This is a genomic window from Amycolatopsis sp. MEPSY49, assembly GCF_051337345.1.
In the GTDB taxonomy this organism is placed as follows: domain Bacteria; phylum Actinomycetota; class Actinomycetes; order Mycobacteriales; family Pseudonocardiaceae; genus Amycolatopsis.
In genome coordinates this window covers 383,111-397,076 of record NZ_JBDLYJ010000001.1, presented here as the reverse complement: position 1 = coordinate 397,076, position 13,966 = coordinate 383,111, and the positions used below count along the sequence as shown (strand labels likewise).

General features: G+C 70.5%; 15 protein-coding genes. 10 read left to right on the top strand and 5 right to left on the bottom strand.

Annotated elements, in window-relative coordinates; genetic code table 11:
* Positions 1-85: 85 nt before the first annotated feature.
* Both ABFJ78_RS02050 and ABFJ78_RS02045 read right to left on the bottom strand, forming a co-directional pair.
* The gene (locus ABFJ78_RS02050; RefSeq protein ID WP_436383850.1) at positions 86-850 is read right to left on the bottom strand and encodes a YcnI family copper-binding membrane protein; all 765 of its coding nucleotides are present in this window, start codon (positions 848-850) and stop codon (positions 86-88) included.
* Positions 851-926: 76 nt separating this feature from the next.
* Positions 927-1,472 (bottom strand): hypothetical protein, encoded by a 546-nt coding sequence (locus ABFJ78_RS02045; RefSeq protein ID WP_436383849.1) that lies wholly within the window; start codon positions 1,470-1,472, stop codon positions 927-929.
* A gap of 254 nt (positions 1,473-1,726) precedes the next feature.
* On the opposite strand from ABFJ78_RS02045, the gene ABFJ78_RS02040 reads away from it, so the two are divergent.
* From ABFJ78_RS02040 to ABFJ78_RS02025, 4 genes are read left to right on the top strand one after another with little or no spacing between them, the layout of a single operon-like run.
* The gene (locus ABFJ78_RS02040; RefSeq protein WP_436383848.1) at positions 1,727-2,374 is read left to right on the top strand and encodes an ABC transporter permease; all 648 of its coding nucleotides are present in this window, start codon (positions 1,727-1,729) and stop codon (positions 2,372-2,374) included.
* Positions 2,367-3,533 carry an ABC transporter ATP-binding protein gene (locus tag ABFJ78_RS02035; RefSeq protein WP_436383847.1) on the top strand — a complete coding sequence of 389 codons (1,167 nt, stop codon included), beginning with the start codon at positions 2,367-2,369 and terminating at the stop codon, positions 3,531-3,533. The genes ABFJ78_RS02040 and ABFJ78_RS02035 overlap by 8 nt, the downstream gene beginning before the upstream one ends.
* Positions 3,530-4,309, top strand: coding sequence for an ABC transporter permease (locus tag ABFJ78_RS02030; RefSeq protein WP_436383845.1), 780 nt, complete (start codon positions 3,530-3,532; stop codon positions 4,307-4,309). The genes ABFJ78_RS02035 and ABFJ78_RS02030 overlap by 4 nt, the downstream gene beginning before the upstream one ends.
* Positions 4,306-5,265 carry a glycine betaine ABC transporter substrate-binding protein gene (locus ABFJ78_RS02025; RefSeq protein WP_436383844.1) on the top strand — a complete coding sequence of 320 codons (960 nt, stop codon included), beginning with the start codon at positions 4,306-4,308 and terminating at the stop codon, positions 5,263-5,265. The genes ABFJ78_RS02030 and ABFJ78_RS02025 overlap by 4 nt, the downstream gene beginning before the upstream one ends.
* Positions 5,266-5,423: 158 nt before the next feature.
* Here the strand turns inward: ABFJ78_RS02025 and ABFJ78_RS02020 are convergent, their stop codons facing one another.
* Positions 5,424-5,885 (bottom strand): DUF6474 family protein, encoded by a 462-nt coding sequence (locus tag ABFJ78_RS02020; protein WP_436383843.1) that lies wholly within the window; start codon positions 5,883-5,885, stop codon positions 5,424-5,426.
* Between the two features lie 90 nt (positions 5,886-5,975).
* Between ABFJ78_RS02020 and ABFJ78_RS02015 the strand changes: the two genes are divergently transcribed.
* The 3 genes from ABFJ78_RS02015 (at position 5,976) to ABFJ78_RS02005 (ending at position 8,987) form a co-directional block, all read left to right on the top strand.
* Positions 5,976-7,616 carry a TM0106 family RecB-like putative nuclease gene (locus ABFJ78_RS02015; RefSeq protein ID WP_436383842.1) on the top strand — a complete coding sequence of 547 codons (1,641 nt, stop codon included), beginning with the start codon at positions 5,976-5,978 and terminating at the stop codon, positions 7,614-7,616.
* An 81-nt stretch (positions 7,617-7,697) separates the two neighbouring features.
* Positions 7,698-8,327: a PadR family transcriptional regulator gene (locus ABFJ78_RS02010; RefSeq protein WP_436385360.1), complete on the top strand. Its 630-nt coding sequence runs from the start codon at positions 7,698-7,700 to the stop codon at positions 8,325-8,327.
* A gap of 6 nt (positions 8,328-8,333) precedes the next feature.
* Entirely contained in the window at positions 8,334-8,987 is a 654-nt protein-coding gene (locus ABFJ78_RS02005) for a class I SAM-dependent methyltransferase (RefSeq protein ID WP_436383841.1), read from the top strand.
* A gap of 78 nt (positions 8,988-9,065) precedes the next feature.
* Here ABFJ78_RS02005 and ABFJ78_RS02000 read toward each other — a convergent pair whose 3' ends face one another.
* A complete protein-coding gene (locus tag ABFJ78_RS02000; protein WP_436383839.1) occupies positions 9,066-9,824 on the bottom strand; it encodes an SDR family NAD(P)-dependent oxidoreductase in 759 nt (252 codons plus the stop codon).
* A gap of 94 nt (positions 9,825-9,918) precedes the next feature.
* Between ABFJ78_RS02000 and ABFJ78_RS01995 the strand changes: the two genes are divergently transcribed.
* The 3 genes from ABFJ78_RS01995 to ABFJ78_RS01985 all read left to right on the top strand — a co-directional run bounded on the left by ABFJ78_RS01995 (position 9,919) and on the right by ABFJ78_RS01985 (position 13,586).
* Complete coding sequence (locus ABFJ78_RS01995) at positions 9,919-11,271, top strand: UDP-glucose dehydrogenase family protein (protein WP_436385359.1); 1,353 nt, start codon at positions 9,919-9,921, stop codon at positions 11,269-11,271.
* 134 nt (positions 11,272-11,405) lie between these two features.
* Positions 11,406-11,789 carry a VOC family protein gene (locus ABFJ78_RS01990; RefSeq protein WP_436383838.1) on the top strand — a complete coding sequence of 128 codons (384 nt, stop codon included), beginning with the start codon at positions 11,406-11,408 and terminating at the stop codon, positions 11,787-11,789.
* Positions 11,790-11,819: 30 nt separating this feature from the next.
* Positions 11,820-13,586: a gamma-glutamyltransferase family protein gene (locus ABFJ78_RS01985; protein ID WP_436383837.1), complete on the top strand. Its 1,767-nt coding sequence runs from the start codon at positions 11,820-11,822 to the stop codon at positions 13,584-13,586.
* Here the strand turns inward: ABFJ78_RS01985 and ABFJ78_RS01980 are convergent.
* Positions 13,583-13,960, bottom strand: a complete 378-nt coding sequence (locus ABFJ78_RS01980) for a hypothetical protein (RefSeq protein WP_436383835.1) — start codon at positions 13,958-13,960, stop codon at positions 13,583-13,585. The genes ABFJ78_RS01985 and ABFJ78_RS01980 overlap by 4 nt on opposite strands.
* Positions 13,961-13,966: the final 6 nt, after the last annotated feature.

Below are 13,966 nucleotides of genomic sequence, written 5' to 3'. Positions count from 1 at the left end.
TCAGCAGGTTGTGCGCCCGCGCGGGGGTGGCCGTGCCGAGCCCGCCCACCACCGTCAACGCCAGCGCGACGAGCGCCTTCCGCATCTAGCTGTTGCCTCCCGACTTGGCCGTGGCCTTGCGGGCCCGGATGGTCGCGCCGGCCCCGACGCCGAGGCCGATGGCGCCGACGAGCAGACCGGCCCCGCCGAGCCAGCGGGCCGTGCTGTCCGACGTCGCCGCCGCGGCTTCAGTCTGCTCCCCGGTGGTGGCGGCCGTGTTCGCGCCCATCGCGGCGTGGTCGTCACCTTCCGCCGTCTTCGCGGCCAGCTTCACGACCGGCGCCGGGTGCTCCGGCTCCTCGCCGCCCGCCGGGGTCGCCTGGGTCCAGTCGACGACCTTGCCGTCGCTGTAGGTCTGGTGCGCCGGGAACTCCACCTGGTCGACGTTGGTCGGCAGCGGCCCGAAGGAGACGGAGAACTCCTGGTAGTCGGTGGCCTTGAGCTCGCTGCCCGCCTGCGCGGTCCACGTCACGGCGGTGACGGCTTCGGTGATCTGCGTGCCGTTGTCCTTGGTCACCGGCGTCGGCAGCTTCGACTTGGTCACCTCGGCGGTCCAGCCGGGGACCGGCTTGGTCCGCACCGAGCCGATGCCGTAGTCCGCCTTGAAGTCGACGGTGACCTTGGTGGTGGTGATCGGGTCCTTCTCCTCGCTCGGCACGCGGAAGACGATCGCCGCGTACCCGCCCTTCGTCGGCTGCGGGCCGTAGACGTTGGCGGTGACGTGCGCGGAGGCGACGCCGGCGCCGAGGAGGCCGGCCACACCGACGGTGGCGGCGAGGAAACCGGCGCGCTTGAAGACGTGCTGGGACATGGGTTCACTCCTGATGAACTCAAGAAGGGGACAGCGCGGTTCGGGGACCGGGCTGTGCAGGGGGATGAGCTGGGTTTCAGGAGTGCGCGGGCGGGCCGCGCCGCCCGCGGATACGGCGCAGGTCGACGCCGACGAGGTGCCCCGGCGCCGCGGTGCGGGCGGGGACGAGTGCGGGGGCCGCGGCCGGCACCGGCAGCGGGGTGAGCAGCCGCGGCAGGATCGCGCGCAGGACGGCCAGCACCGTCAGCAGCGTCGCGTCCGCGCGGGCGAGCAGGAGCGCGGTGACCAGCGTGGCGACCGCGTGCGCGGCCACCATGCCGAGCCCGGAGCTGCCGGGCGCCGCGTACATGTCGTGGTGGCCGGCGAGCGTGGTGAGCAGCAGGTGCATCACGAGCTGGGCGGCACCGAGCAGGGTGATCGTGGCGACCGGCCCGCGCGCCTTGCGGGCCAGCGCGGTCGCGGTCCAGCCGAAGAGACCGGTGAGCAGCACGGTCATCGCCGGGTCGGGCAGGCCGCCGTCGGCGAGCCGGTGCGCGGTCACGGACAGCGCCGCCGCGGACACGGCGAGCGACACGCCCCGGGTAGCACCGAGCACGGCGGGACGCCGTGCCGGAACGCTCATGAGGAGCAGCCTAAGGGACCTGTCCCCGGGTGAGCGTGTGATCCCGTGAAGTGAGCACACACCGAGTTCACGGGTCCCGCCACGCCGTGGTTCAGGCCATTTGTTGCCGATCACGCCAGTCAAGGCCAAGGTGGGCGGCAACCGGTGGGCCGAAACGGGGGTTTGGACCGGCCATGAGCTGGGTACTGAGCCGTCGGTCAGGAACTAGCCCGTTCGGGTGAGAGCCTGCGCAAAGGGCGGGAGAGCGGACACGGATGAACCTCTTCGATTACATCTCCGACCGGGCGAGCAAGCTCTGGCTGGAGGCCTACCTGCACACCAGCATGGTGGTGCAGTGCACGATCCTCGCCGCGGTCCTCGGCGTGCTGATCGGGATCGCGGTCTACCGCAGCCCGATCGGTTCGGCGGTGGCCACGGCGCTGGCGAGCACGATCCTGACGGTCCCGTCGTTCGCCCTCCTGGGCCTGCTGATCCCGCTTTCCGGGCTCGGTCCGACGACGGCCGTGATCGCGCTGGTGCTCTACGGCCTGCTGCCGATCGTCCGGAACACCATCGTCGGGCTCGACGGCGTCGACCCGGCGGTCGTCGACGCCGCGCGCGGCATCGGGATGAGCCGCTTCGGCGTGCTGACCCGGGTCGAGCTGCGGCTCGCGTGGCCCGCGATCCTCACCGGCATGCGCGTGGCCACGCAGATGCTGATGGGCATCGCGGTGATCGCCGCCTACGCGAAGGGCCCCGGCTTTGGCGCCGAGGTCTTCTCCGGGCTCACGAACGCGGGGAGCACGAACTCCCTGAACCAAGCCGTCACCGGAACGGTCGGGGTCGTCATCCTCGCGCTGATCCTCGACGGCGTCTACGTCCTGATCAAGCGCTTCACCATCTCGAGGGGTGTCCGTGGCTGAGAACGAGGAAGTCTCCGGCGTCGAAATCGAGCTGGAGCACGTGACCAAGCGGTACCCCGGCACCCGCGAACCGGCCGTGAGCGACTTTTCGATGGTCGTGCCCGCGGGCAAGATCGTGGTCTTCGTCGGCCCGTCCGGCTGCGGCAAGACCACGACCATGCGGATGATCAACCGCCTGGTCCAGCCGACGTCCGGGAAGATCACCATCGGCGGCGAAGACGCGCTGAAGCTCGAAGTCGACACCCTGCGCCGCCGGATCGGCTACGCCATCCAGCAGGCCGGGCTGTTCCCGCACTTCACCGTGGCGCAGAACATCGCGGTCGTGCCGGGCCTGCTCGGCTGGGACAAGAAGAAGGTCAACGACCGGGTCGAGGAGATGATGGACCTGGTCGGGCTCGACCCGGCCGACTTCCGCGACCGCTTCCCGCGCCAGCTGTCCGGCGGGCAGCAGCAGCGCGTCGGCGTCGCGCGGGCGCTCGCGGCGGACCCGCCGGTGCTGCTGATGGACGAGCCGTTCGGCGCGGTCGACCCGATCACCCGCGGCAACCTGCAGGACGAGCTGCTGCGCCTGCAGAGCGAGCTGAAGAAGACGATCGTGTTCGTCACGCACGACTTCGACGAGGCCGTGAAGCTCGGCGACAAGATCGCGGTGCTCGGCAACCAGTCGTCGATCCTGCAGTACGACACGCCCGAGGCGATCCTGGCGAACCCGGCGGACGACACGGTCGCGGGCTTCGTCGGCGCGGGCGCGTCGCTGAAGCAGCTGACGCTGCTGCGGGTCCGGGACGTCGAGCTCCAGCAGGACGCGCTCACCGTGACGCTCGACGAGACGCCCGCGTCGGTCCGGGAGAAGCTCGACAAGTCGAAGCGGCACTTCGCGCTCGTGCTGGACGCGCGCCGCCGTCCGACGCGGTGGGTGCACGCCCGCGAACTCACCTCGGCGACGTCGCTGGCCAACGTCGGCAAGCCGCTGCGGGACGTCGTCAGCCTGCAGTCGACGCTGCAGGACGCGCTCGAGGCGATGCTCGCCGAGGGCGGGTCGGTGCCGGTGACCGGCGCGCGCGGCGAGTACGCGGGCACCATCCAGCTGGACACCGTGATCGCGACCATCCAGCAACTGCGCGACGAGCACACGAACGGTGAAGAGGTGTCCGCATGACGGCTGCCGTCGATACCGGTTTCAGCACCGAGTCCGGCTCCAAACGCGCGGAACGCGTCCGCCTCTTCGCCCAGCCCGTCGCCGTGCTGGTCATCGTCGCGGTGACGCTGGTCTCGGTGTTCTCCAGCGGGCTGACCGCGACGGAGAAGGAGACGCTCAACGCGTCGTCGCTGCTGACGGCGTTGTGGGACCACGTGCTGATGACGCTCGTGGTGACCGCGATCGTCGTCCTGGTCGCGGTGCCGCTCGGCGTGATCGTGACGCGGCCGTGGGCGCGCTTCCTCGCGCCGGTCTTCCTGGCCATCGCGAACATCGGCCAGGCCGCGCCCGCGCTGGGCGTGCTGGTGCTGTGGTTCATCGTCACCGGCGCGACCGGCGGGATCTGGGTGGCGGCGCTGCCGCTGGCCTTCTACTCCCTGCTGCCCGTGCTGCGGAACACGATGGTCGGCATCCAGCAGGTCGACCCGGCGCTGATCGACGCCGGCCGCGGCATCGGGATGTCGTCGGCCGCGGTGCTGTGGCGGGTCGAGCTGCCGCTCGCCGTCCCGCTGATCCTGGCCGGCCTGCGCACGTCCCTCGTGCTGGCGGTCGGCACGGCGACGTTCGGCATGTTCGTCAACGCCGGCGGGTTCGGGCTGCTGATCGACACCGGCTACAAGCTGAACCTGACCTCGGTGCTGGTGACCGGCTCGGTGCTGGCCGTCGCGCTGGCGCTGCTGGTGGACTGGCTGGGCGCGGTAGCCGAACAGTTCTTCGGACCGAAGGGGCTGCGATGAAATTCCGCCGGCTTTTCTGCGTGGCGCTGCTCGGCGTGACGCTTTCGTCGTGCGGCCTGACGGTCAACCAGGCGGTGCCCTACGACATCCAGCCAGGCTCGATCCAGCCGATCCCGTCGTTGCAAGGCCTCAAGGTGACGGTGGGGTCGAAGGACTTCACCGAGAACATCATCCTGGCGTACATGGCGGAGATGGCCCTGACGGCGGCCGGCGCGGACGTCGTCGACCTGTCCGACATCAAGGGCTCCAACTCCTCGCGCCAGGCGCTGCTGTCCGGCCAGACCGACGTCACGTGGGAGTACACGGGCACCGGCTGGATCAACTACCAGGGCAACGAGCTTCCCGTGCCGGGCGGCGAGAAGGCCCAGTACGAGGCGACGGCCAAGGCGGACGAGGAGAAGTTCGGCGTCACGTGGCTGAACTACTCGCCGCTGAACGACCAGTACGCCTTCGCCGTCACCGAGGCGTACGGCGCGCAGAACAACCTGAAGACGACGTCCGACCTCGCGGCGTTCATCAAGCAGAAGCCGGACCAGGCGGTGTTCTGCCTGGAGACGGAGTTCACCAGCCGTCAGGACGGCTTCCCGGCGGCGGTGAAGGCGTACGGCTTCCAGAACCCGACGGTGAAGAACTTCGGCATCGGCACGATCTACTCGGCGGTGGCGAGCGGAACGTGCCCGGTCGGCGAGGTCTTCACGACCGACGGCCGGATCTCGGGCCTCAACCTCCGGGTGCTGGAGGACGACAAGAAGGCGTTCCCCCAGTACAACGCGGTGGCGACGCTGCGCACGGAGTTCATCAAGGCGCACCCGGACCTGCGCGGCCCGCTGGAGAAGATCAGCGCGGCGATCACGAACGACCAGATGGTCGAGCTGTGCAAGCAGGTCGACGTCGACGGCCAGGACGCGGGCAAGGTCGCCCACGACTGGATGGTCAAGAAGGGCTTCGTGAAGTAGCCGAACGGCCGGGCGGCGATCACGCTGCCCGGCCGTTTGTCAAACCAGCCATCCACAGGCACGGAGTTGTCCACAGATTTCCGCGGCACCCGTTTTTGCCCCCTACCGCCGATAGTCTGGACCAGGGGACGCCCCCCGGGACAGGGTGGGGGCTGCGGTCAGATCCCGAGCCGGTGCAGCAGCTGGCCCTCGAGCCGCTCCAGTTCCCCGGCCACCGCCCGGTGCACCGACTTCCGCCGCGCCGCCGGCATCCGCTCCGCCGCGCGCACCGACGCCGACAGCTGCTCCAGCGTGCTCAGCGAGTCCTTCACGAACTCCTGGTCCGCCTTCGACGCCTTCTCCGACTTCTGCAGGTCGCGGCAGCCGTCGGCGAGACCCGCGATCCGGGCGTGCAGGGCCGCGCCGCGGCCGGTGTACTCGCCCAGCCGGTCGACCGAGACCCCCAGCTTGCGCGCCTGGTAGCGGTCGTACGCGTCCCTCGCGGCGCCCGCCGCGCGCACCGCGAACGGTGCCACCACGGGAATCACGGCCGGGCCGAGCACCTTCGCCACCGCGACCGCGTTCTTCGCCCTCTTAGGGGTGAACCTGGCATCACCCTCGACCTTGGCCTTGCGCGCCATGGCACCTCCTGCGACGTGTCGACGTCGAACTTACTGGTAGCCAGGGTGGCGGGCATGTCGGCTCGGCGGTGGGAATCTAGAGTGATCTCCATGCAGGGTGAGGTGGTACTCGACGCGGGCGCGGTCAGCCGCTGCCGTCGTCGTGTGCACCTCGAGCACGACCCGGCCATGCGCGAGGTACCGCTTTCCCCGCCGGACCCGACGGCGCAGCAGCGGATCGCCGACGCCACCGCCCACCGCGAGGACATCGTCAGCAGGCTGATGGCGGCCAACCCCGGCCACTGGGTGAAGATCGATCGCGACCTGCCCGCCCACGAACGCGTCGAGCTGACCGAGCAGGCCTTCGCCGCCGAAGCGCAGTACATCTGGGGCGCGCTGTTCCCGGTCGACGCGGCCGGGCACCGGCGCGGCGGCGTCGACCTGCTCGTCCGCACCGGCCGCGGGTACGTCCCGGTGCTCGTCGTGCGCCACCGGATCTCCGACCGCGGCGCCGGCGCCGTCGTCACCGAGCTGACCGACCTCGACCCGGCGCACCGCAAGGCCGACGACGGCCGCAAGGTCCGGTCGCAGCCGCGCGACCAGCTCAAGCTCGTGCACACCCGCCGCATGCTGCAGACGCTCGGGCAGGCCGACGAGAGCCTCGCCGTCGGCGGCGTCATCGGCCTCGACGCCGACGTCGTCGTCTGGCACGACCTCACCGCGGGCACCTGGCCGGGCGGGCGCAGCGCGCTCACCGAGTACCAGGTCCGGTTCGCCGACCGGCTCGCCATCGCGACGGCGGCCGCGAACGGCGAGGAGCCGCTGGCCGAGCCGTCGCGCGTGCTGGAGTGCCGCCGCTGCCCGTGGTGGCCGACGTGCGAGGTCGTGCTCACCGAGACCCGCGACGTCAGCCTCGTCGTCCGCGGCGAGGACGCGGTGGAGCTGCGCCGCGCCGGTGTGTCCACTGTGGACAAGCTGGCCGCGCTCGACCCGACCGGCGACGCACCGGACGTGAACTGGACGGGCGTGACGTTCCCGGACGCGGTCGTGCTCGCCCGCGCGTGGCTGGCCGATCTGACGCTGGTGCGCCGCGTCGACCGCGTCGAGGTGCCGCGCGCCGACGTCGAGGTCGACGTCGACATGGAGAGCTTCGGCGACGCCGGCGCGTACCTCTGGGGCTGCCTGCTCACCGGCGCCGACATCGGGATCGAACCCGGCTACCGCGCTTTCGCGACGTGGGACCCGCTGCCGACCGGCGACGAGGCCCGGTCGTTCGCCGAGTTCTGGGCCTGGCTCACCGACGTCCGCGAGCGCACCGAAGCGGCCGGCCTGACCTTCCGCGCCTACTGCTACAACGCGCTCGCCGAGAACCGCTGGCTCTTCGGCTCGGTCGAGCGCTTCGGCGATCACCCGGGCGTTCCCACCAAGAAGGAGATCCAGTCCTTTGTGGACTCCGATGAGTGGGTCGACCTCTTCCGGAGCGTCACCGACCAGTTCCTGTGCTCCCACGGCAAGGGCCTGAAGGTGATCGCCCCGGTGGCCGGCTTCTCGTGGCGCGACCCGGAGGCGGGCGGCGAGGCGTCGATGCGCTGGTACCGCGACGCCGTCGGGATGGACGGCGAGACGCCGGACGCCGCCCAGCGCGAGCGGCTGCTGCGCTACAACGAGGACGACGTCCTGGCGACGCGCGCCCTGCGTGAGTGGATCGACGCCCGGGCGCAGGCCGAAGTGCCGTACATGTTCGATCTCTGAGTAGTTCATCGACTAAGACACTTGCCTGCTGGCACGTCTTGCGTATACTCGTCTGCGAGTACTCGTAACCGAGGAGTCGGCCTGAAGAAGCGGAAGATCGGCAGCATGCTGGGCCTGGCGGTGCTGTCCGTCGCGCTGGAACGCGCGATGCACCCGTACGAGATGGCGGCCGTGCTGAAGGAGCGCGGCAAGGACGCCGATATGCCGATCAAGTGGGGCTCGCTCTACACGGTCGTCGCGAACCTGGAGAAGCACGGCTTCCTGAAGGCCGTCGAGAGCGTGAAGGACGGCGGACGGCCCGAGCGGACCGTCTACCGGATCACCCCGGCCGGCCGGGCGGAGTTCGAGGACTGGGTCCGCGAGCTCGTCGGCGAGGTCGACCGGGAACCTCCGCGGTTCAAGGCCGGGCTGTCGATGATCGGGGTCCTGGGTCCGGACCAGGCGATCAGCCGGCTGCGGGAGCGGCTCGCCCAGCTCGACGAGCACGTCGAGGCGCAGCGGGCGGCACTGGAGCAGTTGCGGCCGGTGATGCCGCGGCTGTTCCTGGTGGAGGTCGAGTACGACCTCGCGATGACGGAGGCCGAGGGGCGCTGGGTGCGCGGCTTCCTCGAAGAACTGACCACCGGCGCGCTGCCCGGCATCGAGGCGTGGCGCCGATACCACGAAACCGGCGAATTCCCGGACGACCTGGGGGAGTTCGTGGAGAGGTAGGAACCGATGGAGACGACCCGCAAGCACAAGGTGCCCGAGATGGAGGGCTTCCAGGCCCGCTGGTACGCCAAGAACCGCGGCACGGAGGCCCAGCTCGCGCAGTACCGGCGGCAGGCGGCCGAGGTCACGGCGGGCTGGCCCGACGGCGCCGAGGTCCTGGAGGTGGCGCCCGGGCCGGGCTTCTTCGCCATCGAACTGGCGAAGCGCGGCTTCCGCGTCACCGGGCTGGACATCAGCCACACCATGGTCGAGATCGCCCGGGAGAACAGCGCGGACCTGGAGATCGACTTCCGCCAGGGCGACATCACGCACGCGCCGTTCGACGCGGAGTCGTTCGACTACCTGGTCTGCCAGGCCGCGTTCAAGAACTTCCGGCAGCCGGTGACCGCGCTGAACGAGATGCACCGGGTGCTGCGCCCGGGCGGGTTCGCGGTGATCCACGACCTGAACCACGAGGCCACAAGCGCGGACATCGCCCGCGAAGTCGACCGGATGAACGTCGGCGCGGTCGCCGGGTTCACCGTCCGGCAGACGCTGGCGTGGCTGCGGCGCCGGGCGTTCACGCGGGAGCAGTTCGAGGCGCTGGCCGCCGAAAGCGCTTTCGGCGGGTGCTCGGTGACAACCGACGGCATCGGCCTGGAGGTCCGTCTCACCCACTGAGACGAACTTTCCCTAGGAAAGATGCGTCCGAAGGCCCCTCGGACGCATCTTTCCCGGAGAAAGTGGCGCCTTCGCGCGTCAGCGGGGGGCCATGCGGAGCGAGCCGTCCATGCGGATGACCTCGCCGTTCAGGTAGTCGTGGTCGATGAGCGACAGCGCGAGCTGCGCGTACTCGTCCGGCCGCGCGAGGCGCTTCGGGAACGGGATGCCGGCCGCGAGCGTCGCGCGGAACTCTTCGCTGACCGTGGCGAGCATCGGGGTGTCGACGATGCCGGGCGCGATGGTCAGCACGCGGATGCCGTGTGAGGCCAGGTCGCGCGCGGCGGGGAGCGTCATGCCGACGACGCCGCCCTTGGACGACGAGTAGGCGACCTGCCCGATCTGGCCGTCGAACGCGGCGATCGACGCGGTGTTGATGATGACGCCGCGAGCGTTGTCCTCGAGCGGCTCGGTCTTGGCGATCGCCTCGGACGCGACGGTCAGCACGTTGAACGTCCCGACCAGGTTGATCTGGATGACCTTCGCGTACAGCGCGAGGTCGTGGCGGCCCTTCTTGGACAGGATCCGCGCGGACGGCCCGATGCCGGCGCAGTTCACCACGGTCCGCAGCGGCACCCCCGAGCCCGACGCGGTCGCGACGGCGGCCTCGACCTGCTCGACGTCGGTGACGTCGGCCTCGACGTAGGTGATGCCGTCGAGCTGCTCGGCCTTCTCGATGGACGGCGCCAGGTCGAGCGCGAACACCCGCGCGCCCTTGGCCGCGAGGGCCTTCGCCGTCGCCCCGCCGAGGCCGGACGCGCCCCCGGTGACGAGCGCCGCGGTGTCGGTGATCTGCATCTTTGCGGTTCCCTTCGTGCTCCGATTCGCGGACCCAGGTTAACGCTCGTTCGCACGCGGGGTTCGTGTCTTCGCTCACCGCTCCCGGCAGCGACTGTTTCCGTTAGCGCGGACGTCAACTCCGGCTGTCACCTTCAGCGGCATGACGCCTGCTCGGATCGTGGTGGTAGGGACCGGTTACGTCGGACTGACCACGGGGGCCTGCCTGGCCAGTCTGGGTCATTCCGTCACCTGCGTGGACGTCGACCGCGCGAAGGTGTCACGCCTCGCCGCCGGGCGCGTGGACATCCTCGAACCGGGGCTGGCCGACCTGGTCACCCGCGGGATCGCGGCCGGCCGCCTGCAGTTCGTCGTGGGCGCGCGAGACGCGGTCCGCGACGCCCAGGCGGTGTTCCTCTGCGTCCCGACGCCGATGGGCGCGGGCGGCTCGGCGGACCTGCGCGCGGTCGAGGCCGTAACCGCGGAGATCGGTGAGGTCCTGCCCGCCGGCTGCGCGCTGGTCACCAAGTCGACGGTCCCCGTGGGCACGTCGAAGCGGATCCAGGCGATGCTCGGCCGCACCGACGTGCCGGTGGTGTCGAACCCCGAATTCCTCCGCGAGGGCACCGCGGTCGCCGACTTTCTGGGGCCGGACCGGATCGTCGTCGGCTCGGACGACTTCGCGGCCGCGCACTGGGTCGGCGAGTTGTACGCCGAGCTCGACGCGCCGGTCGTCGTCGCCGACGCGGCCAGCGCGGAACTCGTCAAGTACGCCGCGAACTGCTACCTCGCGCTGAAGCTGTCCTACGTCAACTCGATCGCCGAGCTGTGCGAACGGCTCGGCGCGGACATCGACCTCGTCACCGAGGGCATGGGCTACGACCGCCGGATCGGCCGGACGTTCCTCAAGCCCGGTCCCGGCTGGGGCGGCTCGTGCCTGCCGAAGGACACGAGCGCGCTGGTCAAGGTGGCCGAGTCGGTCAACTACGACTTCACCATGCTGACCTCGGCCATCGACGAGAACCTCGCCCAGCGCGACCGGATCGTCGCGAAGATCGCCGGCGCGGTCGGCGGCACGTTGGCCGGCGCGCGGATCGGCGTGCTGGGGCTGGCGTTCAAGGCGGGCACGAACGACCTGCGCGACTCGCCCGCGCTCGCCGTCGCCTCGGTGCTGTGCGCGCTGGGCGCCGAGCTGGTCGCCTACGACCCGGCCGTCGACGGCGAGATCGCCGGGATGACCGTGGTCGACGACGCCTACCAGGTCGCGAAGGACGCGGACGCCGTCGTCGTGCTGACCGAGTGGGCCGAGTTCAAGCACCTCGACTGGGCCGCGATGGCCGAGCTGATGGACGGCATCGACGTCGTCGACACGCGGAATCTGCTGGACCCGCGGGTGATCGTCGACGCGGGGTTGTCCTGGCAGGGCGTCGGGCGGCCGCGGGCGGCGGCGCGAATCAAGGTTTCCTGACCTTGCCGGGCCCGCTAGGGTGATCGGCACGGCATCGCGTGTCGGTCACCGGCTGGGTGAGGCATGGAGGTGGCGGGAGTGCCCCGTGGAGGCATTTCACCGTGTCAGTTTCCGTTTCCGTTGAATTGAACCATTTGATCGTCCCGTCCCGGAACAACCGGGAATCCGCCGAATTCCTGGCGAACCTGCTCGGCCTCGAAGCCGGGGAGGAATGGGGTCCGTTCATCCCCGTCGAGACGCGCAACGGCGTCCGGCTGGACTTCGCGACCGTCCCCGAAGAGGACTTGCGCCTGCAGCACTACTGCTTCTTGGTCCCGGAGGACGACTTCGACGCCGTGTTCGCACGGCTCGTCGAAACGGGCGTGACCTACCACGCCGACCCGATGGGAAAGCAGGTCGGCGAAATCAACCACAACCACGGCGGCCGTGGCGTCTACTTCCTCGATCCCGGCGGGAACGGGATGGAAATCATCACGCAGCCGTACGAGCCGGAGCGGAAGCGTCCGTCGTCCTGGTAAAAGTTCCTTAGCAATGCGTACTATCGGGGCATGTTCACGACGAGGCCCGAGCTGGCCGGCACCTTCGGGATGGTGGCATCGACGCACTGGCTGGCTTCGGCCACCGGGATGGCGGTGCTGGAGGACGGCGGCAACGCGTTCGACGCGGCGGTCGCCGCCGGGTTCGTCCTGCAGGTCGCCGAGCCGCACCTGTGCGGGCCGGCGGGCCAGGTACCCGGCCTCTTCGTGACGGCGGACGACCCGACCCCGCGGGCGCTGGCCGGCCAAGGTCCGTCGCCCGCGGGGGCCACCGTCTCGCACTTCGCGTCGCTGGGGCTGGACCTGATTCCGGGCAGCGGCCTGCTCCCGGCGACGGTCCCGGGCGCGTGGGACGCGTGGCTCCTGCTCCTTCGCGACTACGGGACGAAGTCGCTGCGGTCGGTGCTGTCGTACGCGATCGGCTACGCGCGCAACGGCGTCCCGCTGGTGTCACGGGTCGGCGACACGATCCGCGCGGTGTCCGAGCTGTTCACCGAGCACTGGCCGACGTCGGCGGCGCTGTGGATGCCGGACGGCAAGCCGGCGTCGGGCCTGCACCGGAACCCTGCCCTGGCGGACACATGGGAGCGTCTCCTGCGGGAAGCGGAGTCGGTCTCGGGCCGCGAGGCGCAGCTCGACGCGGGACGTCGTGCCTGGTCACAGGGTTTCGTCGCCGAAGAGATCGAAAAGTTCAGCCGGACCGCGTTCCGCGACGACTCGGGCCGCGACCACGCGGGCCTGCTGACCGGAGAAGACCTGGCCTCGTGGTCGGCGACGTACGAGGAACCGGCGTTCGTGGACGTCGACGACTGGCGCCTGGTCAAGATGGGCGGCTGGACCCAGGGTCCGGCGCTGCTGCAGCAGGCGTTGTTGTTGCACGGCTTCCGCGACGAGCTGTCCTATGTGGACGGGATCCCGTCGGAGCGCACGGTGCACTTGGCGACCGAAGCGGCGAAGCTGGCCTTCGCGGACCGCGAGGCTTGGTACGGCGACACGGACGTGCCGCTGGACGTGCTGCTGTCGCCGTCCTACACGGACTCCCGCCGCGCACTGATCGGCGAGTTCGCTTCGGCTGAGCTCCGCCCCGGAGACGCCCGCGGCCCGGCGCGTCTCCCGGCGATTTTGGATTCGTTGCAGGGAGTCCGGTCGGAGGGCGGCGCAACCGGCGAGCCGACGGTGGGTCCCCAGGGCCAGACGCGAGGTGACACGGTCCACCTGGACGTCGTCGACGCGGCGGGCAACCTGGTGTCGCTGACCCCGTCGGGCGGCTGGCTGCAGTCGAGCCCGACGATCCCTGCTCTCGGTTTCTGCCTGGACTCCCGTGGTCAGATGTTCTGGCTGGAGGAGGGACTGCCGAACTCCCTGGCGCCGCGCAAGCGCCCGCGGATCACGCTGTCACCGTCGCTGGCGTTGCGCGACGGGGTCCCGACGCTGGCGTTCGGCACCCCGGGTGGGGACCAGCAGGACCAGTGGCAGCTGTGTTTCTGGCTGGCCCACGTGTACGGCGGGCTGAACCTGCAGGAGTCGATCGACTCACCGGCCTGGCACACGACGGCGTTCCCGAGTTCGTTCTACCCGCGCTCGTGGAACCCGCGCGAGCTGGTGGTGGAGTCGCGACTGGAAGCGTCCACATTGGACGCACTGCGCGAGCGAGGCCACTCGCTGGTGGACGCGGGCGACTGGGCCTTGGGTCGCCTCTCAGCGGTCTCGCGCTCGGAAGGCTTGTTGCGGGCGGCGGCGAACGCCCGAGGAATGCAGGGCTACGCCGCGGGCCGCTAGAACGTCAGCGAGGCCCAGCCACCACCCTCGGCGAGCAGGGTTCGCACGCCGAGGGCGTGGTCGGCGAATCCCGCCAGATCACTGTGCAGCAACGCCATCCGCTCGTCGTCGAGTGGTGTGGTGTCGCCGGACCACAGTTCGCAGATCCAGCTCGCGGCCAGGTGCATCGAGCGCACGAGCGCGGCCACTTCGGTTCCCGCGGCCGCGGAAGCGATTTCGTCGCACGCGCCGACCAGCTCGCGCAGGCCGCGCACCGCTTCGTCCGGGCTGCCGTCCCATCCCGGCCGCGGCCAAGCCGAGGAGCCCAGTTCGAGCCACAACCGCCACCCCGCGGTCAGCTCCTCGTGGTCACGCGGCACCCATTGCCCGGCCATGCTTCG